The following is a 26,161-nucleotide window of genomic DNA, read 5'->3' as shown; positions in this document are numbered from 1 at the left end:
GCAGAAGGAATAAAACAATGAATATGCAATTGACCGTCGACCCTGTTGAAAACCATCTGGCCAATGGCCTCAAAGACCTCTGGTTCCCGGTATTGCCCTCGGACCTGCTGGGGGAAAAGCCGGTGTCGGTGCGCCGCCTCGGCTACAAGATCGCCCTGTGGCGCGATAACGATGGCCGCGTGCACGCCCTCGAAGACCATTGCCCTCATCGCGGCGCGCCGCTGTCCCAGGGCCCGGTGCTGGGTGATCGCTTGCAGTGCCCGTATCACGGCGTCGAAGTGCGCTGCGACGGCACCGTGACCAAGGTCCCGGGCAGCCCCGGCTGCAAACTCGAAGGCAGCCGTCCGACCCGTATGTTCCATACGCGCGAAGCGGCGGGTGCGATCTTTCTGTTCAACGCCGCCGACCCGCACTTGGAGACGCCACCGGAACTGGTATTGCCCGAGCAACTGACGTCCCCCGAGTGGAGCAGTTTCGTCTGCTACACCGAGTGGAAAGGTGACTACCGCTACGTGATCGACAACGTCATGGACCCGATGCACGGCACGTACCTGCACAAGATGTCGCACTCGATGAGCGAAGGCGAAGCCACCGCCAAGTTCGTCACCCGCGATACCGACAACGGGTTCTTCTTCGAGAAGGAAGGCCAGCGCGGCGTGAACTTCGACTGGACCGAGTTCATGGACAACGGCTGCCACTGGCTGCGCCTGGAAATCCCCTATCCGAAAACCGGCGGCCCGGGCGGCAACTTCACCATTATCGGTAGCTATACGCCGAGCAGCCGCACGCTGTCAGCCGTGTTCCACTGGCGCTGCCGACCGCTGACCGGCTGGCAGCGCGACACTTGGCGCTTCCTCTACAAGAACCGCCTGGAAGCCCGCCACTGGGCCGTGCTGGAACAGGATCGGGTGCTGTTGGAGTTCATGGAACCGGACGCCAACCAGCGTGAAAACCTCTACCAGCACGACCTGGGTGTGGTGCGCATGCGCCGTTACCTGAAGAACGCAGCCAAGGCCCAGCTTGAACTGATCGAAGCGAAGCAACTGCCATGAACCAGGCCGTGCGACGGGTTTACAGCCCCGACGTGGCCGAGCCGGCCGGTGCCAGTTGGTGCAATGGCTTGTTGGTCGGCCGCGAAGTGGTGATGTCGGGGATGACTGCGCACCCCGCCAGCCGCGAGGCGACCCTGGACTGCTACGCCCAGACCCTGGTGGTGCTGGGCAAGATCCAGGCACTGGTGGAGGCTGCCGGTGGGCATATCGGCAATATCTACCGGCTGACGGTGTACCTCACCGATATCGCCGACAAAGACCAGGTGGGCCGTGCCCGGCGGGATTTTTTCGGCGGGCAGGCACTGTTTCCCACGTCGACCCTCGTAGCCGTCAGCGCGCTGGTGTTTCCTGAACTACGGGTCGAGATCGAGGCCAGTGCCCGGCTCGATGTCGACCTGCGTACCGTCACAGAGGTGAATGATGTCTAAGCCTTCCCTGCTCACCGCCCGCGTGCACACCCTGCGCTATGAAGCCGAAGGCATCATCAGCGTGGAGTTTCGGCCGTTGGGCGATACCGTATTCCCGCCGTTCGAGGCCGGCTCGCACATCGACCTGCACCTGGCCAACGGCTTGGTGCGCAGTTACTCGCTACTCAACTCCCCCAGCGACCAGGGGCGCTACACCGTCGGCATCCTGCGTGACCGCAACAGCCGTGGCGGTTCGGAATACGTGCACAGCCAATTGCGGGTCGGCATGCCGCTGTCGATCTCGGTGCCACGCAACAACTTCGAGCTGGACCTGAGCGCCAGCCACAGCGTGCTGGTGGCCGGTGGCATCGGTATTACGCCGATCTACTGCATGTTCCGCCAGTTGCTGGCCCTGGGGAAATCCGCCGAGCTGATCTACTGCGCGCGCTCGCGCCAGGAAGCGGCGCTGGTGGAAGCGTTGAACGGGCTCGATGCGCGAGTGGTTTACCACTTCAATGACGAAAAAGGCGTGCCGCCGGACCTCACCGCCTACCTCACCGGTCAACCGGCCGATACGCACTTCTACTGCTGCGGGCCGACGCCAATGCTGGATGCCTTTGAGGGCACCTGTGAGCGCCTGGGTTATCCCCATGCGCATATCGAACGCTTTACCGCCGCCGAACTGCCGCCCAGCGAAGATGCCCAGGACAGCTACAGCGTGGAACTGAAAAAATCCGGCAAGACGCTGACGGTGGAACCCGGTTTGAGCCTGTTGGATGTACTGCTGCAAGCCGGTTGCGACATCGATCACAGCTGCCGCGAGGGTGTTTGCGGCTCCTGTGAAACCCGAGTGGTGGAAGGCGAAATCGACCACCGCGATGGGGTGCTGACCAAAGCCGAGCGCGCGGCGAATAAATCGATGATGGTGTGTGTTTCCGGATGTAAGAGCCGGCGGTTGGTGCTGGACCTCTAACAGCCAGCCCCTTTACTTGTAGGAGCGAGCAGGCTCGTTCCTACAATATTGAATAAGTAGGCAACTTATTATTCATCCACAAAACATCGAAGCGCCCGTTTTATTGGCAACGTGCAATAAAGACGCACCTATTACGAGCAACTTTGTTACCGGACATGCTGGTTGTTTCATGGGTTATACAAACTGTTTTTATTCAAATATAAATAATTGTTTTTACAGGACTTTATACAACATCCCCGCCAATACGCCGCCTGGCACACTTCCTGCTCTACTCCTGTGCATCCACTGATTAAACGGTGTTTCGCCGATAAAACAATAACAACCCACACTTAACCCCGGTAAGACCCGCTCCCTCCTTAGTTGCCGTTAATGGCAAGCGGACGAGTGTTGCCGATCACCCGGTATAGAGGTCCCTATGAAGCGTGTCTTGTGTGCAGGAATGATATTTGCCAGTTTCACCAGTTTCGCCGCAGAACCTATTCCTTCGGAGCCGGTGCGGGCCAACGCCGCCAATAAACCTTTCCCGCATATTTCCTGGCGCAGCGAGGCCGGCGACAGCAGCCTGGATATCGGCGGCGCGTTGCGCACCAATTATCGCGACGAGCATTGGGACACCACCGAGAACAATGGCCGGTTCCTCTTCGATACTTTTCGCCTGGATGTGCAGGCCACCTACAAGAGCCTCTATAGCGATGTCGGCTACTGGTTCCAGGACGACGGCAAGCGCTCCATCGATCGTGGCTTCGTTGGCTATCGGCTCAATGCCAACTCCAACCTGCAACTGGGAGCGCCGTTCAAACCGTTTGGCCTGGAGCCTTATCCGCAATTCGGCTGGAGTTACCACCTGCCGTTTTTCATGGGCTATGGGGTCAGCGCCGGTACGGGCCTCAAGTACAGCTACAAGGATCGGGACTGGGACGTGCAACTGGGCTACTTCCCGCGCATGCTCCCCAGCGACCTTCGCTATTCGCCCGAAGTCGGGCGTTACGCCAACCTGAAGGACAATGCGATCGCCTTCACCCAATCGGGGCAGGACAACGAAAAGCGTAACCAGCTCAACGCCCGCGTAGCGCGAACCTTCAACAGCGATGGCTGGCAGACCGAAATAGGGGCTTCACTGGCCACAGCCCAGTTGTACAACGCCACCACCAAGGACAACGGTGACTATTGGGCCGCAGGCGTACATGCCGTCATCAGCAAAGGCCTGTGGACTGTCACCACCCAGGCCATCCGCTACGAATACGATCCCGAAAACCCGGCCGGCGTCAGCAAGGATTCGATACTGATGGGCGGCAATGGCCTGACCCCTGCGTACCTGATCGCCGCCAAGGCCAGCCTGGCCTCGCTCAACGTCGGTTACGACGTCTACACGCCGACGCTGGGGCAACTGAAGAAGGTCAAGCTGTACACCGATTACAGTCGGATGATGAAAGACAAGAGCGCCTGGGATGATTCGCAGATGTTTACCGTGGGCGCGCAGTTCCTGGCGATGCCGGTGATGGCCTGGGTCGACCTGACCTGGGCCAGGAACGCCAACCCCTACGGCGGCGCAGAGAATGGCAGCGGCTTTACCAACACCAGCTCGGTGGGCAGCAATGAGTGGTATTACCGCACTAACGTCAACATCGGATATTACTTCTAAGCCCGACGCACACAGGGGCTCTGGATCGGCGCGACCCCGCTGGCGCAAGAATCGATCCATCCCCTTGACCCGCTTACCGTTCCTCGCCCCGTTGCGTTGTTTGCAGACGGCTGGCGCGCACCTAGGTATAGTGCCGCCCCTCTTCGCGTCTGCGGCCGTCGGTAACGAGGCCCGGAAATAACGCGAAAGCGCATGAATAACAACACCCGCAAAAGGATTGGGATCGAACCGTCGCGCACTGCCTGGTGCCATGCGAGGGCTCGGACCGTCCTGCGTTTGCCATTAGAAAAATCAGCGAGGAACACTCCATGCTCGAAGTCATCAACGACTTCCTCTCAGGGAAAGTACTGATCGTGCTCATTGTCGGGCTCGGCGGTTATTTCACGATCCGCTCGCGTTTCGTTCAATTGCGTCACTTTTTCCACATGTTTTCGGTGTTTCGCGACAGCCTGAAAAACAGTTCCGACCAGCTCAGCTCGTTCCAGGCGCTGATGCTCAGCCTGGCTGGCCGCGTGGGTGCCGGTAACATTGCCGGTGTCGGCATCGCCGTGACCCTGGGTGGTCCGGGTGCCGTGTTCTGGATGTGGGTCACCGCATTGGTGGGCATGTCTTCGAGCTTTATCGAGTGCTCCCTCGGCCAGCTATACAAGCGTACTGATGCGGAAGGCACCTTCCGTGGCGGCCCGGCTTATTACATCCAGCACGGCCTGCAAAAACGCTGGCTGGGCATGCTGATGGCGTTCCTGCTGCTGGTGACCTTCGGCTTTGCCTTCAATGGCCTGCAAGCCCACGCCGTGACCCACTCGCTGAACAACGCTTTCGGCCTCGACACCACCTACACCGGCCTGGCCCTGGCGGTATTGCTGGGCCTGGTGTTCATCGGCGGGATCAAGCGCATTGCCTCGATTGCCGACCTGCTGGTGCCGGTCAAGACCCTGGTCTACATCGCCGTGACCCTCTACGTGATCGTGCTGCAATTCGATCACGTACCGGCCATGCTCGCGACCATCGTCAAGAGCGCCTTCGGTCTCGACCAAGCCTTCGGTGGCCTGGTGGGCAGCGCAATCATCATGGGCGTGAAACGCGGCGTGTTCGCCAACGAAGCCGGCCTGGGCAGTGCGCCTAACGTGGCGGCGGTGGCCTCCGTGGAACACCCGATCGCCCAAGGCGTGGTCCAGGCGTTCAGCGTGTTCCTCGACACCTTCGTGATCTGCACCTGCACTGCGCTGCTGATCCTGCTCTCCGGCTTCTACACCCCAGGCTTCGAAGGCGACGGCATTGCCCTGACCCAGAACTCCCTGGCGGCCGTGGTCGGTGACTGGGGCCGCATGTTCATCTCGGTGGCCCTGGCGTTGTTCGTGTTCACTTCGATCATGTACAACTACTACTTGGGTGAGAGCAACCTGCGCTTCCTGGTAGGCAACAACCGCAAGGTGCTGATGGGCTACCGTGCGCTGGTGCTGGTGCTGATTTTCTGGGGCTCCATCGAGAACCTGAGCACTGTGTTCGCCTTCGCCGACATCACCATGACCATGCTGGCGTTCGTCAACCTGTTCGCCCTGGCGTTCCTGTTCAAGATCGCCATGCGCATCCTGAACGACTACGACAACCAGCGTGCTGCGGGCATCAAGACCCCGGTGTTCGACTCCAGCCAGTTCCCTGACCTGGATCTGGACCGCAAGGCCTGGCCGGCCAACCCGGTAAAACCGCAAGCGGCCCCATCGGCTGAACTGAACGCTCAAGCGCAACGCTGAGCGTAGATAGATGACACGCCGCCTGGCCTTGGGCATGCTCTGGGCCCGGCGGCGTTTTTCGTTCAGGAGAAAATTCGATGTCCCCATCTCATAGCGTCATGGTGCTCTACACCGGTGGCACCATCGGCATGCAGGCCAGCGCCAATGGCCTGGCCCCTGCATCCGGCTTCGAAGCCCGCATGCGCGAACAGCTAGCCAACCAGCCATTGCCCGCCTGGCGCTTCCAGGAAATGGCCCCGCTGATCGACAGCGCCAACATGACCCCCGCCTACTGGCAGCGCCTGCGCACGGCGGTGATCGACGCCGTGGACCAAGGCTGCGATGGCGTGCTGGTCCTGCACGGTACCGACACCCTGGCCTACAGCGCGGCGGCCATGAGCTTCCAATTGCTGGGTTTGCCAGCGCCGGTGGTGTTTACCGGTTCGATGTTGCCGGCTGGCGTGCCGGACAGTGATGCCTGGGAAAACGTCAGCGGCGCATTGCAGGCATTGGGCACCGGTTTGGCGCCGGGTGTACACCTGCACTTCCACGGCGCATTGATCGCACCGACCCGCTGCGCGAAAGTCCGCAGCTTTGGGCGCAACCCTTTCGCGGCGTTGAATCGCCAGGGCGGCGTGGCCCGTGCCGACGCCATCCCTCAAGCCCTGGACTATCGCCAGCCCAAGGCCCTGGCTACTGTCGGCGTACTGCCGCTGGTGCCGGGCATCGGCGCGGCGCAGCTGAACGCAATCGTTGCCAGCGGTATCCAGGCACTGATCCTCGAATGCTTCGGCAGTGGCACCGGCCCCAGCGACAACCCGGAATTTCTCGCCAGCCTGCAGCACGCGCAGGAAAAAGGGATTGTCGTAGTGGCAATCACCCAATGCCATGAAGGCGGCGTGGAGCTGGATGTCTACGAAGCCGGCAGTCGTTTGCGCGGCGTGGGCGTATTGTCCGGCGGCGGCATGACCCGCGAAGCGGCGTTCGGCAAGCTCAACGCGCTGATCGGCGCCGGGCTCGACACCGAGGAAATCCGCCGCCTGGTGGAATTGGACCTGTGCGGCGAACTGCGCTGAACGGCATGTAACTTGCTCCTCTTCCAGCCATCCCCTGGCTGGAAGATCCCATGCTGCACTCCCACCTCACCACCCTCAATGCCGTCTCACTGGTGCTCAGTGCCTTCAGGGCCGAAGGCTCGGCTGCTGAAGACTTGTTAGCGGGTAGCGGCATTTGTGCCGCGGATTTGAGCCGTGCCGACACCTGCATCACCACCGATCAAGAAATGCGTGTGTGTGCCAATGCCGTGGCGCGCCGACGGGATATCGGACTGGAATTGGGCCAGCGGATGCATGTGTCGTCCTACGGCATGCTCGGTTATGCCCTGCTCACCTGTGCCACCTTAGGTGACGCTTTACGCTTGGCCCTGCATTATCCGGCGCTGTTGGGAACACTTTTCGAACTCAGCCTGGAAGCAGACGGTGAGCGTATCTGGCTCACCGCCGCCGATTACCGGGAAAATTCCGCGCTGGAAATGTTCAACGTCGAATTCTGCCTGGTCTCGATGAAGATCATCTGCGACGACCTGCTGGGCCAACCGCTGCCGCTGCTCGACGCACGCTTTGAACACAGCGCGCCGGACTATCACGCGCGCTACAACGAGTGCTTCAACTGCTCGCTGCACTTTGAAGCCAGCAGCAACGCCTTCGCGTTTGATAAGCGCTGGCTCGACCAGCCATTGCCATTGGCCGACGCAGTTACCCACCAGACGGTGGCCGAACGCTGCCGCAAGCAGAACCTGGAGTTCACCGGGCGCCAGGCCTGGCTGGGGCGCATCCGCCAGTTACTCGCCGCCCAACTCCACGCAGCCCCCGGCATCGATGGCCTGGCCGAGCAGATGAACTGTTCCGCGCGCACATTGCGCCGACACCTGCATGACCTGGGTTGCAGCTATCAGGAACTGCTCGACGAACTACGCTTTGAGCGCGCCAAGCAGTTGCTGGGGCAGGATGAACTGCCGATCTACCAGATAGCCGAGCATTTGGGCTTCAGCGAAACCGCCAGTTTTCGTCACGCGTTTGTGCGTTGGAGCGGCGTGGCGCCGAGTCAGTTTCGCCCCTGACGCCTCCTGTTGGTGCGCAGCCGCTCGGTATCGGGGCGAATTACGGACAAACAATTTGGCCGTATTTATCCCCTTTTGGCCGCTCTTGCCGTTCTCTTAAAACCTGCCTGCCGCAAGACTGCATCCACCGATACAGCCTGCGGAGAACAATAATGCTGACGATCTACTCGGACGATCACCACTTGCACCACGGCCGTTGCGAATTGATGGACGGGCAACTGATGCCCTGCTTCGAAATGCCCTCCCGCGCCGACCATGTATTGCAACGGGTCAAGGATCGCGAGTTGGGCCCGGTGCAGCCGCCGCAAGACTTTGGCCTGGCACCGTTGCAGCGCATCCACAGTCGCGACTACCTCGATTTCTTCAAAGGTGCCTGGGCCCGCTGGACCGAGTTCGGTACAGACGGCGATCTTCTGCCCTACACCTGGCCCGCCCGCACCCTGCGCCGCGTATTGCCCACCAGCTTGCATGGCCAGCTGGGTTATTACAGCTTTGACGGTGGTGCACCAATTACCGCCGGCACCTGGCAAGCGGCCTACAGCGCGGCGCAAGTGGCGCTGACCGCGCAACAGGCGATCCAGCAAGGCGCCCACAGTGCATTCGCCTTATGTCGACCACCGGGACATCACGCCGCCAGCGACTTGATGGGCGGTTATTGCTACCTCAACAACGCCGCGATTGCCGCCCAGGCCTTCCTCGACCAGGGCCACAACAGGGTCGCGATCCTCGACGTGGATTACCACCACGGCAACGGCACACAGTCGATTTTCTACGCACGCAACGACGTGCTGTTCACCTCGATTCATGGCCATCCGGAAGCGGAATTCCCGTTCTTCCTGGGCTACGCCGATGAGTTGGGCGAAGGTGCCGGGGAAGGCTTCAACTTCAACTACCCACTGCCGGCCGGCTCCGGTTGGAACCAATGGAGTGCAGCCCTCGAAGAAGCCTGTCGGGAGATCGAACGCTACGGCGCCGACATCATTGTGGTGTCCCTGGGCGTGGACACCTTCAAGGACGACCCCATCTCGCAATTCAAGCTCGACAGCCCGGATTACCTGGCCATGGGCCGACGCATCGCCCGCCTGGGCAAGCCCACTCTCTTCGTGATGGAAGGCGGCTACGCCGTCGAAGAAATCGGCATCAACGCCGTCAACGTCCTCGAAGGTTTCGAACAAGAAGGAGCTACCCGATGAAGATGCTCACCTCCCTTGCCCTGTGCGCGGCGGTACTGAGCGGCGCGGTCCAGGCCGAAGAGAAAACCCTGAAGGTCTACAACTGGTTCGACTACATCACCCCCAAGGCGCTTGAAGACTTCAAGGCCCAGAACCCCAAGATCAAGCTGGTCTACGACATCTTCGACACCAACGAAGCCCTCGAAGCCAAACTGCTCACCGGTAACTCCGGCTATGACGTGGTGGTGCCGTCCAACGTGTTCCTGGCCAAGCAGATCGAAGCCGGTGTGTTCCAGCCCCTGGACCGCAGCCAACTACCTAACTGGAACCACCTCGATCCCAAGCTGATGAAGCTGATCGAAGCCAACGACCCCGGTAACAAATTCGCCGTGCCCTACATGTACGGCACCATCCTCATCGGCTTCAACCCGGACAAGGTCAAGGCCGTACTGGGCCCTGACGCGCCGGTGGACAGCTGGGACCTGATCTTCAAGGAGGAAAACATCAGCAAGCTCAAGCAGTGCGGCGTGGCCCTCCTCGACTCACCTTCGGAAATCCTGCCGCTGGCCCTGCAGCACCTGGGCCTGGACCCCAACAGCAACAACCCCAAGGACTACGTCAAGGCTGAAGCGCTGTTGATGAAAGTCCGCCCGTACATTACCTACTTCCATTCGTCCAAATACATGGCCGATATCGCCAATGGCGACATCTGCGTGGCCGTGGGCTATTCGGGCAGCTTTTCCCAAGCCGCCAACCGCGCCAAGGAAGCCAAGAACGGTGTGACCGTGGACATGCGCCTGCCTAAAGAAGGCGCACCGATCTGGTTCGACATGCTCGCCATTCCCAAGGGCGCGCAGAACCCACAGGACGCCTACACCTTTATCAACTACCTGCTACAACCTCAGGTGATCGCGCCGATCAGTGATTTTGTCGGCTACCCGAACCCGAACAAAGACGCGACCGAGCTGGTCGACCCAGCGATTCGCAACAATCCCAACCTGTACCCGACCGAGGCGGCAATGGCCACGCTGTACACCTTGAAGCCCCTGGGGCGTGATGCGGAACGGGCCAGGACGCGGGCCTGGACCAAGATCAAGTCGGGCACCTGACCCCGAGAAATAGCTGCCGCCCAGCCGCATTGGTGATCGGCCCGCGATAGACCTGGGTGTTACGCCCGGCCGTGCGCTCACTCTGCTCGAAGAGACGGCCCAGCTTGCGTTGGGCCACGGTCTTCAAATGCGCTTTGGTGGGGTGGTCATCGGCCGTCTGGAGCGTCGCGTAGTGAAAGTGCGCGTACCACAGCGGCTTGTTACCGTCAGTGAGGTCCTGGACTTCGTATTCCTGCAAGTAGTCCATCTGGCCGTCGATGGTTTCTGCCATACGGCCATCGACCCGGCAGATGCGGATCACCTGTTGCCGCAGCAGGTATTCCACATCTCCCACGGTCGGCCTAGGCGTGTGCCGGACCATGTCGATGCGCAATCTGCGGCCATAGGCGCGCAGCTCTCGGGCCCCGTCGCTTAGCTGACGAACCTGTGCGACGTTGTCACCGGTTCGCTGGAGAGTGCGCGCTGCATCATCGAAAGCGCGAGCACTGCGCTCAAGCCCCTCCTCCACCTCCACCGGCAATGTGCCTGGCACCTGTGACCGCCGGGTGGCGGCGCGCAACAGCTCAGACAAGCGGGCACTCACCTGCGCCGGACTCTGGCGATCAAGATCGCGCCGCAGCCTGGGTGCGCGCTGAGGCTGCCAATGGCTATTGGCATCGGGAGCAATGTGCGGACCGTACAGGGTCGGTTGCTCGGGTTGGTCCACCAACTGGTGTTCGACGACGGGCACGTTGAAGTAAATCTGGTTGTTGGAAAAGACGTTGTAGTGGTTTTCGTCCTTGTTGTAGACCAGCACGCCCCCCAACCACTGCAGCCCTTTATGCACGCCGTCGGTGATCAAGCTGCCCAAGGTCTTGGGTGACGGTAACCGAAGTGCTTCCATCCGCTGGTTTTGCGCCACCGACAAATCCGCGTGGGCACCGGCCCACGCACCGTCCAGGCGTTTGAGCCGCGCCACGTTAACCACAGGCCCGGCAGGCTGCACGGCGCCGGGGCAAACCAGCAACAACGCCAGGTTACGCAGCAGGCTGACGTTACATCGCATAGTAGGCGCTGATGCGCACTCTCCTTGCAGATTGCCACCGACTTGCTTCAGGCGTGCCAAAGTCTCTAACGGTTCTTCGAATAGCGGTAGCCAACGCTCTCTGCCTGCGTGGTAAAGCGCCGCGAGCGGATCACTCAGCGGTGCGCCTACCTCCTGCTGGGTGCCCACCTGTTCTATCACCTGCGCTGTACCCGGCCGCACCAGCAACCAAGTTCCCTGCGACCCCCTTGATGGGCCGACCAGATACCCACTGCCATCCAGCAATGGCCGAAACGCGACAACCACACCATGCAGGCGGCGATCCGACGCTTGGGTTTTCAGCGCCGCACGCATAACGCGATAGCCTTCGGACGTGACGTTGGACTCACCTTTAAGCCAGCACTCCAAAGCCAGGCGACGCAGGTGCAGGGCCAGTTGGTGCTCGAATTGTTCTTGAGCCGTCTTGCTCTCGGACGTTTCATGGAACAGCGCCAACGCCTCCAGCCAACGGCTGTATGCCACGCATCCCTCGGACACGGCGTTCTTGAGCCAGGCCGGCAACTGCTGCTCCAACTCATGACGTAGGGGATCTTGATTGGCCTGATATTCAATAAAATCCGACGGGCGCGAAGCCAGTGCCAGTTGCAGCTCCAGGGCGTCGAGGCGAGAAAACCGGGCCGGGTCGATCTGCGCGACACGCTGCAACACTGCGTCCAAAGCACCCAAAGCCCACTCCTCGAATACGTCGTGCTCCAGGTACTCAGCGTCAGCCAACGAGGTGCTGGCGTCATCGAGTGTTTCAAAACCTCGTGCAAGAGTGAATACCACAAGGGGGACGCCCGTCAGGCGGATCGCCAGCCCCAGGCAATCGTGTCGTGTCATGCGGTAGACCTGCGGCGAGTGCTCACCCAATTGGCTGTCGCGCTGGCCACTGTCGGGGTAACTCAATACGGCGCCAACCATCGTGCGCACGGGGGTATCGTCGAGTGCCAGCCGAGCAAGGTGCAGACGCCCTGCAAGCATCTGCGCCAAATGCGCCCATCGACTACCTTCACGGGTGTTGGGCTTGCTGAAAAACCGGATCAATTGCTCAGAATAGTGATCGAGCACGCCCTGATATTGCTGATCGAGCTGCGCTTGGGTGATCCCTAGCGACCGGAGCGTCGGACGCTGCGCAAACAGCTGGCAGAGGTGCAACATAAAGAGGTCAGGCATAACGGATTACCTTGATAAGCACCGGCCGCATGCTGCTGCCGGCAATCCAGCCCAAGGTAGAGATCCGCTCTTGCGTATGTGGGTACTTAGTTGACGCCAGCCCAGGCCTGGCGCAACCGCGCCAACGCCGAGGCGATGTCGGCCTCAGGCACGGCGGCAAAGCCCAGCACCAAACCGGCGCGCTGGTCTGCGGGGGTGGCCGATTGTGCCAGCCAATAGTTGCTCAACCCGTTGACTTCAACCCCTGCCGTATCCGCCTGTGCCAGCAGCTCCTGCTCGCGGGCCAGACTGTCCACGCGCACCGTCATATGCAGCCCCGCTGCGACGCTGGGCAGTTCGCCAACACCTGGCAAACCGCTGGGCCAACCTGCCAGCAAAGCATTACGCCGGCTCAACGCTGCACGTCGCATACGCCGGATATGACGCTGGAAGTGCCCTGCCGCCATGAACTCGGCCATCACTGACTGCGTGCTGACTTCAGAGTGGCGCATGTCGACGGCACGGCGCCGGGAAAATGCGTCCACCAAACCCGGCGGCAGAACCAGATAACCCAGGCGCAGCGCAGGGAACGCCACCTTGCCGAACGTGCCGACATACAGCACCCGCCCGCTGCGATCCAGCGCAGCCAATGGCGACAGCGGCGCGCCGCTGTAGCGATACTCGCCGTCGTAGTCATCCTCGATAATCCAGCCACCCGTACGATCAGCCCAGGCCAGCAGTTCCAGGCGTCGCGCCAGGCTCATCACCACGCCCAGCGGGTATTGGTGGGAGGGCGTGACATAGGCCACACGGCAATCCTGCAAGGTGTTGAGCACCTGGCAATCGATACCCTCACCGTCCACCGGTACACCGTGCAATTGGCCTCCCGCCAGGGCGAATGCATGTCCTGCAGCGCGATAGCCGGGGTTTTCCACAGCCACGCCGTCTCCGGGCTCCACCAGCAACTGTGCACAAAGGCTGATTGCCTGTTGTGCACCACTGGTGATCACTATTTGTTCAGCCGTGCACTGCATCCCACGTGAGCTACGCAGGTAGGCGGCGATCAAACCACGCAACCGAGCGTCGCCGGCCGGATCGCCGTAGCAGAGTTGCTCCAGGTCCGGCTTTCGCCAAAACGCCCCATTCAGCTTGGCCCAGACCTCGAACGGAAACAGATCGAACGCCGGCACACCCACACGGAACGCACGTGGCGGGCCCGACGGAGGCTGAGGCAGATGGTTGGTTTTTATCCGCGCCAAGCTCGCGCTGTGGATAACTTCACTGTCCAGATCTTCCGGCAAAAGTGCCCATTTTGTGGATAAGGCTGGGGATAAGCCTGTTGAAAACCCTGTGGATACTTTTGTGGATAGTTTTTTTGTCGTGGGCAATTGGGCCACATAAGTGCCATCGCCGACCCGGCCTTCGATAAAACCCTCCGCATACAGTTGATCGTAGGCACGTACCACGCTGTTGCGGGAGATCGACAAGGCCGTCGCCAAATCGCGAGTAGCCGGCAGGCGCGTACCGCTGACCAGACGTCCGTCCAGCACCCGCAGGCGCAGGGCTTCATACAATTGACGGGTCAAGCCTTGGCGGCGATCCAACTCGATACCCGCAGGGTTGAAGGACAGCGGTGGCGTGATCAGCGGCATATTGGACCTATGAAATTGACCCGAGATGGCTCTTACAACGAACCATTAGCCTGCCTAGGATGCAGGCATTCGCCAAGGAAAATTTCCATGTACACACCTCGCGCCTTTGCCCTCGATGACTTGCCTGAAATCCAGCAACTGATCCAGCACACCCGACTGGCGCAATTGGTGACCTTTGGCGAGCAAGGCTTGCTAGCCAGCCATCTACCGCTGCTGCTCAACCCCGATGAAGGTCCGAACGGAACGCTTTACGGGCACATGGCCAAGGCCAACCCACAATGGAAAGAATTGCAGAACGGCAGTGAAGCCATGGTGATTTTTGCCGGTGCCGACGCTTACATCAGCCCGGCGTTTTACCCAGCCAAAGCCGAGCACGGCAAAGTGGTACCCACTTGGAATTACCTCGCGGTGCATGCCTATGGCAAAGCCGAAGTATTCAGCGACGCCGAGCGCCTGCTGCGTGTTGTCACTGCGCTGACTGATCACCACGAAGGTGGGCGTGCCCAACCGTGGAAAGTCAGCGACGCTCCGGCCGACTACATCGACGGCATGCTCAAGGCCATTGTCGGTTTCGCCCTGCCGATTGACCGCCTGATCGGCAAACGCAAACTCAGCCAGAACCGCAGCCAGGCCGACATGGCCGGCGTGCGCGAGGGTTTGGCGGCCAGTACCGACGTGCGCGACCAGACACTCGCCCGCTTTATTCCTCAAGGAGTTTCAGAATGAGTTCGATCGATATCCGCCACGTCACCGCTGCCGACCACGCGGCCTGGCTGCCACTGTGGCAAGCGTATTTGAAGTTCTACAACACCGAACTGCCCGACGCGGTAAGCCAGAACACTTGGCAACGCCTGATCGACGCCAACGAACCCACTCATTCGGCGCTGGCCTGGCAGGACGGTAAAGCGGTGGGCATGGTCAACTTCATCTATCACCGTTCCAACTGGAGCATCGAAAACTCCTGCTACCTGCAAGACCTGCTGGTGGACCCGGCCCAACGCGGTACCGGCGTCGGCCGCAAACTGATCGAATTCGTTTACACCACCGCCAAGGCCGATGGTTGCTGCAAGGTGCATTGGCTGACCCACGAAACCAACGCCACAGCGATCCAGTTGTACGAACGCATCGCCGAACGTCCGGGTTTCATCCAATTTCGCAAAGGCCTTTAAGGAGCGCACCATGCCCATTTCCCCCGCCGACTGGAAAGGCGTTCCGGCGCCCACCGTCCAACTGCTCGAAGGACGGTTTATCCGCTTGGAAAAACTCGACCCGGCGCGCCATGGCGATGACCTGTTCCAAGCGCTCCAAGGCCCCGGCGCCGATCCGAAACTGTGGGACTACCTGCCTTACGGCCCTTTCCCAGAGCGCAGCGCGTTCAATGACTGGCTGAACAACCACGCGGCCCATAGCGACCCCTACTTTTTCAGCGTGATCGACCGCGTATCCGGCCAGGTCCAAGGCATCCTCAGCCTGATGTCCATCGTCCCGGCCCAGGGCCGCATCGAGATCGGCCACGTCACCTTCGGCGCACCGATGCAGCGCTCGCCGAAAAGCACCGAGGCGGTGTACCTGCTGGCCAAGCATGCGTTCGAGCAGGGCTATCGCCGATTGGAGTGGAAGTGCAACAACGGCAATGCGCGCTCCAAATATGCAGCCGAGCGCCTGGGCTTCAGTTTTGAAGGCGTGTTCCGCCAACACATGGTGGTGAAGGGGCAGAATCGGGATACCGCTTGGTATTCGATCATCGATTCGGAATGGCCGAAGGTTGGGGCCGGGTTCGAAGCATGGTTGTCGGATGAAAACCAAAGTGGTGAGACACAGGTGCAAAGCCTGGCGCAGTGTCGGGCCTGAAACGCCCGAACACCTGCCATTGGGCGATGTGTTTTTAATCGCCCAAAACGGGAGACAACTCCCGCAAACCAGGGAGCGATGACCTGACAGTTATCACCCCGCCCGCTCGCTAAATTCCCGGCCTCATCCATAAGAGGTCGGGAATTCATGCCCTTTACACCCCGCACATTCGTCTTTGCCATCAGCCTCGCCGTTGCCGCCTGCTTTCAACAGGCGCAAGCGCGAGGCGATATCGAATACACGCCGTATCGATTTCAACCCTACGACGCACCTGCTGATGATTGGCCCTACACTCCGGAGTTCGAGGTGAACCCCGTCGATGGCTATTTCACCCGGCAGGCCACGACGCACAACGGCTTGCAGGTAGCCAAGGTGCTCAAGCCCGCGCTGGCTCGCCTGCTCGAATCCGGGGAACTGACCTCTGAGCAAATCAAAGCACTTGAAAAACTGGGTGATGAGCTTGCCCGGCAACCCGGCGGGGTCGGCGCAGTGCTTGAGCAACTGGCTGGTAGCCAAAATGCCAACCTGGCCGCCGCGACCCAAAATGCCACCCAACAGCTCAACGCTCAACTGCTGTCGACCCTGCGCAGCCTGCCCACTGACGACAGTGGGCACTTCTGGGTACAACGCCTGGGCAACGACGGCAGCCTCGACAAGCAAGGTGGTAGCGCCGGTCTGAAGTACGGTACCCAAGGCTTGTTGCTGGGTGCCGACTGGGCACTGGACCACGCCTGGCGGGTCGGTGTGATGGGCGCAAAAACCAACAGCAAACTGGATGCGCAACGCTTCTCCGCCGACCTCGACAGCTGGCACCTGGGCGGTTACGCCGTGCGACAGGACGGTCCGCTGGCCATGCGTCTGGGGGCGATCTACAGCAGCCATGCCGGGCAGAACACTCGCCATGTTCAATTCCTGGATTACAAGGATTCGCTCAAGGGCAGCTATGACGCCCAAAGCCAGAGTGTGTTTTCCGAGTGGGGCTACCAACTGGGCAACGCAGACTTCAGCGTCGAGCCTTTTGCCGGCCTCGGCTACCAGCGCTATCAGCGTGACCGCTTCAAGGAGCGTGGCGGCCTGACGGCCCTGAACGTTGGCCCGCAAACTCTACAAAACCTGAACAGTACCGTCGGCTTACGAATGGCCACGGTATACCGCTTCGATAACCGGATGAGCCTCACGCCCTACGTGAGTACCCATTGGAAACACCTCTATGGGGACGTCGGCAGCCAGGTTCGCCAGTCTTTTCGCCATGCACCCGGCCTCGTCGATGACTTCACCATCAGCGGCACCTCCCTGGACCGCAACAGTGTCAACCAGCAGGCTGGGCTGGATCTGGCACTGTCACAGGAACACACGATCGGCCTGGCCTACAGCGGTGAGAACGGCTCAAACAGCCGCAACCATGGGCTGATGGGGCAATGGCGGCTGACGTTCTAAAGCCTCCCTGGCCGGGGATAAATCCCAGGCAAAAAAAGGGGGGCACCTGCCCCCCCGAGGATTAAACGGTAATGTCGAAGGCTGGATCAGCCTTCGATTTCAATCAGGATTTCGCCCGGGTTGACCCGATCGCCCTTGGCCACATGAACGGCGGTCACCTTGCCGGCAATCGCTGCCTGCACTTCGGTTTCCATCTTCATGGCTTCGGTGATCAGCACGGCCTGGCCGGCCTTGACCACATCGCCTTCCTTGACCAGCACATCGACGATATTGCCCGGCATCGCGGTGCTGACATGGCCCGGCGCGGTGGCGTGCTTGCGCTTGCTGCCGCCGGCGCTGACAAACTCGTTGAGCGGTTCGAACACCACTTCTTCCGGCATGCCGTCGATAGACAGGTAGAAGTGGCGCTTGCCTTCGGCCTTCACACCCACACCGGTGATGTCCACGCGGTAGCTCTCGCCGTGCACGTCGATGACGAACTCGGTCGGCACACCTTCACCGCCGGCACGGGCCACGCCACCCGCTTCAGGGATCGGCAACAGCACTTCCGGCGTCAGGGTGCCAGCGTCGCGCTCTTCGAGGAACTTGCGGCCGATATCCGGGAACATGGCGTAGGTCAGCACGTCTTCTTCGGATTTGGCCAACGCGCCGATTTCGCCGCGCAGTTTGGTCATTTCCGGCTTGAGCAGGTCGGCTGGGCGATGGTCGATGACTTCTTCGCTGCCGATGGCCTGACGGCGCAGCTTCTCGTTCACGGTACCCGGCGCCTTGCCGTAGCCGCCTTGCAGGTAGAGCTTCACTTCGTTGGTGATGGTCTTGTAGCGCTCGCCGGCCAGCACGTTGAAGAACGCCTGGGTGCCGACGATCTGCGAAGTCGGCGTCACCAGCGGCGGGAAGCCGAGGTCTTCACGTACGCGCGGGATTTCAGCCAGCACTTCGCTCATGCGGTTGAGAGCGCCCTGCTCTTTCAACTGGTTGGCCAGGTTGGAAATCATCCCGCCTGGCACCTGGTTGACCTGTACGCGGGTATCGACGGCGGTGAATTCGCTTTCAAACTGGTGGTACTTCTTGCGCACCGCGTAGAAATACAGGCCGATCTCTTGCAACAGCTCCAGGTCGAGACCGGTGTCGAATTCACTGCCTTTAAGGGCGGCGACCATCGACTCGGTCCCTGGGTGGCTGGTGCCCCAGGCGAAGCTGGAGATCGCGGTGTCGATGTGGTCGGCACCGTTTTCGATGGCCTTGAGTTGGCACATCGCGGCCAGGCCAGCGGTGTCATGGGAATGGATGAACACCGGCAGGCTTTGCTCGGCTTTCAGTGCCTTGACCAGTTCGCCGGTGGCGTACGGAGTGAGCAGGCCGGCCATGTCCTTGATCGCGACCGAGTCGCAGCCCATGGACTCCATTTGCTTGGCCTGGGCCACAAACGCGTCGATGGTGTGCACCGGGCTGGTGGTGTAGGCGATGGTGCCTTGGGCATGTTTACCCGCCGCTTTCACCGCTTCGATGGCCACGCGCAGGTTACGCACGTCGTTCATCGCGTCGAAGATACGGAACACGTCGATACCGTTCACCGCAGCCTTGGCGACGAAGGCTTTGACCACGTCGTCGCTGTAGTGGCGATAGCCCAGCAGGTTCTGGCCGCGCAGCAGCATTTGCAGGCGAGTGTTGGGCAACGCGGCGCGCAGTTTGCGCAGGCGCTCCCACGGGTCTTCTTTCAGGAAGCGTACGCAGGCGTCGAACGTCGCGCCGCCCCAGACTTCCAGGGACCAGTAGCCGACTTTGTCGAGCTTGTCGCAGATCGGCAGCATGTCGTCGGTACGCATGCGGGTTGCCAGCAGCGATTGGTGGGCGTCGCGCAGGATGGTGTCGGTTACGAAGATCTTTTTAGTCATTGGAATATTCCTCACAGGCCTGCGTGGGCGGCGATGGCGGCGGCGATGGCCAGGGCCAGCTCTTCGGGTTTGCGCTTGATCGAGTAGTTGGTCAGCTCAGGATGGCTTTCCACGAAGCTGGTATTGAACTGGCCACTGCGGAATTCCGGGTTGCGCAGGATTTCCTGGTAGTAGGCGGCGGTGGTCTTCACGCCTTGCAGGCGCATGTCGTCCAGGGCACGCAGGCCGCGGTCCATGGCTTCTTCCCAGGTCAACGCCCACACCACCAGCTTCAAGCACATGGAGTCGTAGAACGGCGGGATGGTGTAGCCGGTGTAGATCGCCGTGTCGGTGCGCACGCCGGGGCCGCCGGGCGCGTAGTAACGGGTGATCTTGCCGAAGCTGGGCAGGAAGTTGTTTTTCGGGTCTTCGGCGTTGATGCGGAACTGCAACGCAAAGCCACGGTGCTGGATGTCTTCCTGTTTCACCGACAGCGGCAGGCCCGAGGCGATGCGGATCTGCTCACGGACGATGTCGATCCCGGTGATTTCTTCGGTGATGGTGTGCTCCACCTGCACCCGGGTATTCATCTCCATGAAGTACACCTCGCCCTCGGCGAGCAGGAACTCCACGGTACCGGCGTTCTCGTAGCCCACCGCCTTGGCCGCACGCACTGACAGGTCGCCGATGTAGGCACGCTGTTCCGGAGTCAGTTGAGGGCTGGGGGCGATTTCGATGAGTTTCTGGTTACGGCGCTGGATCGAGCAATCGCGCTCGAACAAATGCACCACGTTGCCGAAACTGTCACCGAGGATCTGCGCCTCGATGTGCTTGGGATTGACGATGCACTTTTCCAGGAACACTTCCGCCGAACCGAACGCCTTGGTGGCTTCGGAAATCACGCGGGGGAAGGCTTGTTCGAGTTCTTCGCGGCTGTTGCAACGACGGATACCACGGCCGCCACCACCGGAGGTGGCCTTGAGCATCACCGGGTAACCAATGCGGTCGCCTTCGGTGAGCGCTTCATGGATGTCGGCCACGTTGCCTTCGGTGCCCGGCGTGACCGGCACACCGGCCTTGATCATGCTGCGGCGCGCTTCGGTCTTGTCGCCCATGCGGCGAATGACCTCGGCGGACGGGCCGATGAACTTGATTCCACGTTCGGCGCAGATGTCTGCCAGTTCGGCGTTTTCCGAGAGAAAACCGTAACCCGGGTGCAGCGCATCACAACCGGTTTCCACAGCCAGGTTCACCAGCTTGCGCGGGTTCAGGTAGCCGGCCAGGGGTTCGGCACCAATGCTGTGGGCTTCGTCGGCACGTTTTACGTGCAACGCATGACGGTCGGCGTCGGAAAAGACCGCGACCGAGCGAATGCCCATCTCGGCGCACGCACGCACGATTCGTACGGCAATTTCACCACGGTTGGCGATCAGGATCTTTTTTATCACTTGGAAATTCCCTTGAGCCGATTGCTGCGTTCTTCGACCCGCTAGACCCGGGTCGGCGCGTGACCAAATGTTTCAAGCCAGTCGCGAGACACACACTAAGCCGCTCAAGGGATTAACAAAAATCAATAATTATTGGGTCGTGCATAAGCAAAGACTTATAGTTGGCCGAACAGCCTCGGGCGAAAGGACTTAAAAAATGCGTAAGTCATTGATGCGTATGACATTGCGTCAATTACAGATCTTCAATGAAGTGTGCGACTTGCGCTCGTATAGCCGTGCCGCTGAGGAAATGTCGCTCACACAACCAGCCGTCAGCCTACAAATTCGCCAGTTGGAGGAGCTAATCGGTCAGCCGCTGTTCGACTATGTCGGCAAAAAGCTCTACATGACCGAAGCCGCCGAAGCGCTGCAACGGGCCAGCCGCGATATCTTCGGACGCCTGGAAAACCTCGATATGCAGCTGTCGGACATGCAAGGCTCGCTGCAAGGCCAGTTGAAACTGGCGATTGAGTCCAGCGCCAAATACTTCGTGCCGCACCTGTTTGCCGCCTTCAAGCGCCAGCACCCCGAGGTGCAATTGCACCTGACGGTGGTCAACCGCGGCCAGGTGATCCGCAGGCTTTCGGACAACCGCGATGACTTGGTGATCATGTCCATGGTGCCTCAGGACATGGGCCTGGAATTCCTGCCATTCCTCAACAACCCAATCGTTGCCGTGGCGCCTCTGGACCATCCCTTGAGCCTGCAAGGCCCGCTGCGCCTGCAGGACCTGGAACCTTACACGCTGCTGATTCGCGAACCCGGGTCCGGCACACGATTGGCCTGCGAGGAGTACTTCAAGGAGAAGCGCGTGCACTTCACCCAGACGGTGGAAGTGTCTTCAGCCGAAGCCCAACGTGAATGCGTGACCGCAGGATTGGGCGTGGCCTTGCTGACGCGCCACGCCGTCAACCTGGAGCTGGCTACCGGCGGACTCAAGGAGTTGCCGGTGGAAGAGCTGCCGCTATACCGCAGCTGGTGCCTGGTGCAAGCCAAGGCCAAGCGACTGTCACCGGTGGCCCATGCGTTCCTGGGCTTTATCCGCAGCGAACGGCTACAGATCAGCGCGCTGGCTGAGCGTTTCGCTGGGCAGCCACGGGTGCCTGCCAGTGGAGTTCCGGGTAGTCACTGATGCTCTGGAGCAGTTGACGCTCCTCGCAACGGTCTTCGATTGCGCGACGGAACGCCATGCGGCGTTGGTCTTCCTGCTGACGACGGGTCTTGACGGTGCTGTTGCTGTCTTCGTAGTGCCGGGTCATTTGGAGTCTCCCAATGCGAGTACGGGGAGCTCAGGATGGGCGCAGGGGATGACGGTTTAGCGGCGTGAGGATTACAGGACGATGAATATTCCGACGCTGGCACAGATCCAAATGTGGGAGGGGGCTTGCCCCTCCCACACTTTGACCGAGTTAAGCCGAAGATCAGTCGTCGAGCGCTTTGACGGACTTGGGTGACAGCCGCAGGCTGCGCAAGCTGCGCTTCACGCTCTTGAGGTGGTTGACCAGGCTCGGCCCGCGCGCCATGGCTACGCCCATCGCCAACACGTCGATCACCACCAGATGCGCAATGCGCGAAGTCAGCGGCGTATAGATCTCAGTGTCTTCGTGCACATCGATCGCCAGATTGACCGTGGACAGTTCCGCCAACGGCGTCTGGCTCGGGCACAGCGTGATCAGCGAGGCGCCGCTTTCGCGCACCAAGTTGGCGGTGATCAGCAGGTCTTTGGAACGGCCCGACTGGGAAATGCAGATGGCCACATCGGTTGGCTTCAATGTCACCGCCGACATCGCCTGCATGTGCGGGTCGCTGTAGGCCGCCGCCGTGAGCAGCAGGCGGAAGAACTTGTGCTGGGCATCGGCAGCTACTGCACCGGAAGCACCAAAGCCATAGAACTCCACTCGCTGAGCCTGGGACATGGCAGTCACGGCCTTTTGCAGCTCCACCGGGTCGAGCTTCTCGCGCACTTCCATCAAGGTATGCAGGGTGGTGTCGAAGATTTTCAGGCTGTAGTCGGCGACGGAGTCGTCTTCGTGGATCGCAAACTGCCCGAAGCTCGCACCCGCGGCCAGGCTCTGGGCCAGCTTGAGTTTCAAGTCCTGGAACCCGGAGCAACCGATGGCGCGGCAGAAGCGCACGATGGTCGGCTCACTGATGCCCACACTGTGGGCCAGGTCGGCCATGGAACTGTGCATCACGGCCGCAGGGTCAAGCAGCACATGATCGGCAACCTTGAGTTCCGATTTGCGTAACAGGTGGCGCGACTGGGCGATATGTTGCAACAGGTTCAAAGGACAGGACTCTTGTTATTGGCAGACGCCAGGGATGTAGCAAGCTTGTAGTTATACTACAAGAATTGTCGTTTTGCCCGTCCGATGCATCACTAAATCGCCCTGCTGCCCTCTGAATCAAAGGGCAGACGCTTTGGTAGCCACAAAGGCGCCCTCGTCGTCGCTAAGGAAAATCCGCATTTTTCCGTAACAATTCTGCCACCCCTTGAGCCTGCATAGGCCGGCTGATCAGGTAGCCCTGCACTTCATCGCAACGCTCCACTCGCAGGAAATCGAGCTGCTGCTGGTCCTCCACACCCTCGGCCACCACTTTCAGGGCCAACCCGTGCGCCATGGCAATGATGGCGCGGGTAATCGCGGCGTCTTCACGACCTTGGCCAAGGCCGCGAATAAAGGTCTGGTCGATCTTCACGTAATCCACCGGAATGCGTTTGAGGTAACTGAGGGAGGAATAACCGGTGCCGAAGTCATCGATGGCCAGCTTCACACCCAGGTCGCGCAGTTGCTGGAACGTGGCGATGATGTGCTCGACGCTGTCGAGCAGTTGGCTTTCAGTCAGCTCCAGCTCCAGATATTGCGGATCAAGGCCGGTTTCTTCGAGCACCTGCCGCACCAGGCTGACCAACTTGCCCTGGCGCAATTGATGGACCGACAGGTTCACCGAGACCCGGATCGGCGCCAGCCCCTGACGCTGCCACTCACACGCCTGCCAACAGGCTTGGCGCAACACGAACTCGCCCAGCGGCACGATCAGCCCGGTCTCTTCGGCCAAGCCGATGAAATCGCCCGGCGGCACCATGCCCCACTGCGGATGCTCCCAGCGAATCAGCGCCTCGGCGGCATTCAGCTTACCGGTGGCCAGGCACAGCTTGGGCTGATAGAACACCGTGAGCTGGCGCTCGTCGATGGCCTTGCGCAGATGATTTTCCAGCTGCAAGCGCTCCAGGGTGCTTGCCTGCAGGCTGTCGGTATAGAACTGGAAGTTATTGCCGCCCAAGTGCTTGGCGTGCTGCATGGCCATATTCGATTGGCTGACCAGCGCGGAAATTTCCCGCGCGTTATCCGGCAGCAAGCTGACGCCCATGGACGCACTGACCACCAGCTCATGCTCCTCCACCGTCACCGGTACTCGTAACTTGGCCAGCAACCGAGTCGCCACCCGCGCCAGGCTCGACAGGTTGCCGTAGGCATCGAACAGCACCGCGAACTCATCACCGGACAGGCGCGCAATGGTGTCGGCCTCGGGTAAAGCATTGATCAACCGTCGCGCCATTTTTTGCAGCAATTGGTCGGCGACTTCGTGGCCCAGGCTGTCGTTAAGCAGCTTGAAACGGTCCAGATTGATATGCAGCAGCGCCAGGCTACGCCCGCCCTGGCGCACCCGCCCATGAGCCTCGCGCAGGCGCTCGCGGAACAGCGAGCGGTTGGCCAGGCCGGTCAACTCGTCGTAATGGGTGAGGTAGCGCATACGCTCCTCCGATTCGCGACGCGCCGACAAATCGGCGAAAAACCCCACGATATGACTGACTTTTCCACGAACATCGCGCACGACATTCAGTTGCAGCCACTGTGGATACAGCTCGCCGTTCTTGCGGGTCTCCACCAACTCGCCCTGCCAGGTGCCGTGGCTGAGCAGAGCCTGGCGGATCACCGGGAAGTGGCGTCGCGCATCGCGGCTGCTGGGTAATTCCACGACATTACGGCCAATCATGTCGTCGATTTCAAAGCCGGTGACACGGCTGAACGCCTGGTTCACCGCGATCAACACATAGTCCGGGTCGAGAATCACGATGCCTTCGCTGGCGGCTTCGAATACGGTCGAGGCCAGGCGCTGCTGCTCTTCCAAGGCTTTGTCAGCACTGATATCACGGCGTGTACCCAGCATGCGCGTGACCCGTCCGCTGGCGGTGCGCTCCACCGCACGGCCACGGTCTTCGATCCACACCCAATGGCCGTCGCCATGGCGCACACGGTATTCCACTTGATAGTCCTCGCTGCGACCTTTCAGGTGCTCCACCAAGGCGCGCTTGAGCAGCGGCAAGTCCTCGGGGTGCAGGCGCGGCTTCAGATGGCTGAGCATCGCCGTGACGTACTCCGGTTCCAGACCAAACAGCTCCTTGAGCTGGGTGTGGTGGACTTCGTCGGTTTGCAGATTCCAGTCCCACAGGCCCAGTTCGCTGGCTTGCAGGGCCATGGCCAGGCGCGCTTCGCTTTTGTTCAGGGCGAGACTGGCGGCGTCCAGCTCCTGGCTGCGTTGTGTGACGCGGTCTTGCAGGCCGATCTGGGCTTCGCGCAATTCTTGTTCAACCTGGCGGCGCTGCTCGACTTCGCGCAACAACTCCTGATTCAACTGTTCGCTGCGCTGCTGTGCCTGTTGCAGGTGCTCGATCAGAGCCTGGTTCTGGAAACGGCGCAGCAATCCACGCTGGATCAAGCGGTTGACCTGCCAGGCAACCAGGCTCAAGGACGCCAACAGGATCAGACCCAGCACGCCCCAGCCTTGCTGTTGTGGGGCGCCACTCCAGAACAGATAAAGGATGGTCGGCACCAGGCAAGGCACGGCAAATGACAGGAACGCCGGCAGGCTCACGGCATAGGCAACGCTGGCCGACAACGTCGCAGCACCGATCAGGCCGAACACCCAGGCCTGTTGCATAAAGCTGTCCGCCGGCACCAGGGCAATGGCGGCGGTGCTCAAGGTTAAACCGCTGACCGCCGAACCGAGCATGAACATGCGCCCCCAGACCGGTTGGGCCTGGCGGCTGGGCATGGCCGAATCAAAGGCCGCCACCTGGATCACGCGCATGGCTACCAGGGCCAGCAGCCAGATCAACCAGATGCTGTCCAACACGTATTGCTTGGGGTTCCACAACAGCCAGGCGCAGACCAACCCGTTGACCAGCATCAATAAGGTGGGTAGCAGCGAGCCCTGATACAGCAGACGAGTGCGTTCTACCGCCATCTCGGTCGCATAGTATTTACGGATGACCTGCGCGGGCGCCGCCGAGGGGCCGAGCAGGTCGGAGCTGAGAGTCATAGGCAGTGTTCTTATAATGGTGAGCCCGAAACGTCGACGGAGCATACACAAGCAAACGCGCGGGCCAAACTGCTCCACGTCATAAAAACCGCACGACATTTGCGCGCAAA

General features: G+C 60.7%; 21 protein-coding genes. 14 read left to right on the top strand and 7 right to left on the bottom strand.

Going from position 1 to position 26,161, the window contains the following annotated elements:
• The first annotated feature begins 17 nt into the window (after positions 1–17).
• The 9 genes from AC07V4_RS00980 (at position 18) to AC07V4_RS00940 (ending at position 10,207) form a co-directional block, all read left to right on the top strand.
• Positions 18–1,052, top strand: a complete 1,035-nt coding sequence (locus tag AC07V4_RS00980) for a Rieske 2Fe-2S domain-containing protein (protein WP_492635151.1) — start codon at positions 18–20, stop codon at positions 1,050–1,052.
• Complete coding sequence (locus AC07V4_RS00975) at positions 1,049–1,480, top strand: RidA family protein (RefSeq protein ID WP_492635152.1); 432 nt, start codon at positions 1,049–1,051, stop codon at positions 1,478–1,480. Before AC07V4_RS00980 ends, AC07V4_RS00975 begins: the two co-directional genes overlap by 4 nt.
• Positions 1,473–2,432, top strand: a complete 960-nt coding sequence (locus AC07V4_RS00970) for a PDR/VanB family oxidoreductase (RefSeq protein WP_492635153.1) — start codon at positions 1,473–1,475, stop codon at positions 2,430–2,432. Before AC07V4_RS00975 ends, AC07V4_RS00970 begins: the two co-directional genes overlap by 8 nt.
• Positions 2,433–2,847: 415 nt before the next feature.
• Positions 2,848–4,074 (top strand): hypothetical protein, encoded by a 1,227-nt coding sequence (locus AC07V4_RS00965; RefSeq protein WP_492635154.1) that lies wholly within the window; start codon positions 2,848–2,850, stop codon positions 4,072–4,074.
• Between the two features lie 308 nt (positions 4,075–4,382).
• On the top strand, positions 4,383–5,828 hold the full coding sequence (locus tag AC07V4_RS00960; protein WP_492635155.1) for an alanine/glycine:cation symporter family protein: 1,446 nt from the start codon (positions 4,383–4,385) through the stop codon (positions 5,826–5,828).
• 77 nt (positions 5,829–5,905) lie between these two features.
• Positions 5,906–6,883: an asparaginase gene (locus AC07V4_RS00955; protein WP_492635156.1), complete on the top strand. Its 978-nt coding sequence runs from the start codon at positions 5,906–5,908 to the stop codon at positions 6,881–6,883.
• A 50-nt stretch (positions 6,884–6,933) separates the two neighbouring features.
• Entirely contained in the window at positions 6,934–7,926 is a 993-nt protein-coding gene (locus AC07V4_RS00950) for an AraC family transcriptional regulator (protein WP_492635157.1), read from the top strand.
• A gap of 152 nt (positions 7,927–8,078) precedes the next feature.
• Positions 8,079–9,119, top strand: a complete 1,041-nt coding sequence (locus AC07V4_RS00945) for a histone deacetylase family protein (RefSeq protein ID WP_492635158.1) — start codon at positions 8,079–8,081, stop codon at positions 9,117–9,119.
• A complete protein-coding gene (locus AC07V4_RS00940) occupies positions 9,116–10,207 on the top strand; it encodes a polyamine ABC transporter substrate-binding protein (RefSeq protein WP_492635159.1) in 1,092 nt (363 codons plus the stop codon). Before AC07V4_RS00945 ends, AC07V4_RS00940 begins: the two co-directional genes overlap by 4 nt.
• Here AC07V4_RS00940 and AC07V4_RS00935 read toward each other — a convergent pair.
• Positions 10,191–12,446: a hypothetical protein gene (locus tag AC07V4_RS00935; protein WP_492635160.1), complete on the bottom strand. Its 2,256-nt coding sequence runs from the start codon at positions 12,444–12,446 to the stop codon at positions 10,191–10,193. The genes AC07V4_RS00940 and AC07V4_RS00935 overlap by 17 nt on opposite strands.
• 86 nt (positions 12,447–12,532) lie before the next feature.
• Positions 12,533–14,077, bottom strand: a complete 1,545-nt coding sequence (gene pdxR / locus AC07V4_RS00930; protein WP_492635161.1) for a MocR-like pyridoxine biosynthesis transcription factor PdxR — start codon at positions 14,075–14,077, stop codon at positions 12,533–12,535.
• Positions 14,078–14,164: 87 nt separating this feature from the next.
• On the opposite strand from pdxR, the gene AC07V4_RS00925 reads away from it, so the two are divergent.
• The 4 genes from AC07V4_RS00925 (at position 14,165) to AC07V4_RS00910 (ending at position 17,365) form a co-directional block, all read left to right on the top strand.
• Positions 14,165–14,803 (top strand): FMN-binding negative transcriptional regulator, encoded by a 639-nt coding sequence (locus AC07V4_RS00925; protein ID WP_492635162.1) that lies wholly within the window; start codon positions 14,165–14,167, stop codon positions 14,801–14,803.
• Complete coding sequence (locus AC07V4_RS00920) at positions 14,800–15,246, top strand: GNAT family N-acetyltransferase (RefSeq protein WP_492635163.1); 447 nt, start codon at positions 14,800–14,802, stop codon at positions 15,244–15,246. Before AC07V4_RS00925 ends, AC07V4_RS00920 begins: the two co-directional genes overlap by 4 nt.
• A 10-nt stretch (positions 15,247–15,256) precedes the next feature.
• Complete coding sequence (locus AC07V4_RS00915; RefSeq protein ID WP_492635164.1) at positions 15,257–15,928, top strand: GNAT family N-acetyltransferase; 672 nt, start codon at positions 15,257–15,259, stop codon at positions 15,926–15,928.
• A 147-nt stretch (positions 15,929–16,075) separates the two neighbouring features.
• Positions 16,076–17,365 carry an autotransporter outer membrane beta-barrel domain-containing protein gene (locus AC07V4_RS00910; protein ID WP_492635165.1) on the top strand — a complete coding sequence of 430 codons (1,290 nt, stop codon included), beginning with the start codon at positions 16,076–16,078 and terminating at the stop codon, positions 17,363–17,365.
• Positions 17,366–17,451: 86 nt separating this feature from the next.
• On the opposite strand, the gene oadA is transcribed toward AC07V4_RS00910, so the two are convergent.
• Complete coding sequence (oadA, locus tag AC07V4_RS00905; RefSeq protein WP_431749426.1) at positions 17,452–19,260, bottom strand: sodium-extruding oxaloacetate decarboxylase subunit alpha; 1,809 nt, start codon at positions 19,258–19,260, stop codon at positions 17,452–17,454.
• Between the two features lie 11 nt (positions 19,261–19,271).
• Positions 19,272–20,687 (bottom strand): acetyl-CoA carboxylase biotin carboxylase subunit, encoded by a 1,416-nt coding sequence (locus tag AC07V4_RS00900; RefSeq protein WP_016971700.1) that lies wholly within the window; start codon positions 20,685–20,687, stop codon positions 19,272–19,274.
• 196 nt (positions 20,688–20,883) lie between these two features.
• On the opposite strand from AC07V4_RS00900, the gene AC07V4_RS00895 reads away from it, so the two are divergent.
• On the top strand, positions 20,884–21,858 hold the full coding sequence (locus tag AC07V4_RS00895; protein WP_431749427.1) for a LysR family transcriptional regulator: 975 nt from the start codon (positions 20,884–20,886) through the stop codon (positions 21,856–21,858).
• Here AC07V4_RS00895 and AC07V4_RS00890 read toward each other — a convergent pair.
• The 3 genes from AC07V4_RS00890 to AC07V4_RS00880 form a co-directional block, all read right to left on the bottom strand.
• Entirely contained in the window at positions 21,788–21,985 is a 198-nt protein-coding gene (locus AC07V4_RS00890) for a PA3496 family putative envelope integrity protein (protein ID WP_087945270.1), read from the bottom strand. The two genes, AC07V4_RS00895 and AC07V4_RS00890, sit on opposite strands and share 71 nt — an antisense overlap.
• Before the next feature lie 162 nt (positions 21,986–22,147).
• Positions 22,148–23,014, bottom strand: a complete 867-nt coding sequence (hexR, locus tag AC07V4_RS00885) for a transcriptional regulator HexR (protein ID WP_003177007.1) — start codon at positions 23,012–23,014, stop codon at positions 22,148–22,150.
• Positions 23,015–23,177: 163 nt separating this feature from the next.
• Positions 23,178–26,051, bottom strand: coding sequence for an EAL domain-containing protein (locus tag AC07V4_RS00880; protein ID WP_492635166.1), 2,874 nt, complete (start codon positions 26,049–26,051; stop codon positions 23,178–23,180).
• Positions 26,052–26,161: the final 110 nt, after the last annotated feature.

This window comes from Pseudomonas sp. GW821-FHT03A09, from assembly GCF_059421065.1.
Note: the sequence above shows the minus strand (reverse complement) of the source record. Positions and strands in the feature narration are given on the sequence as shown.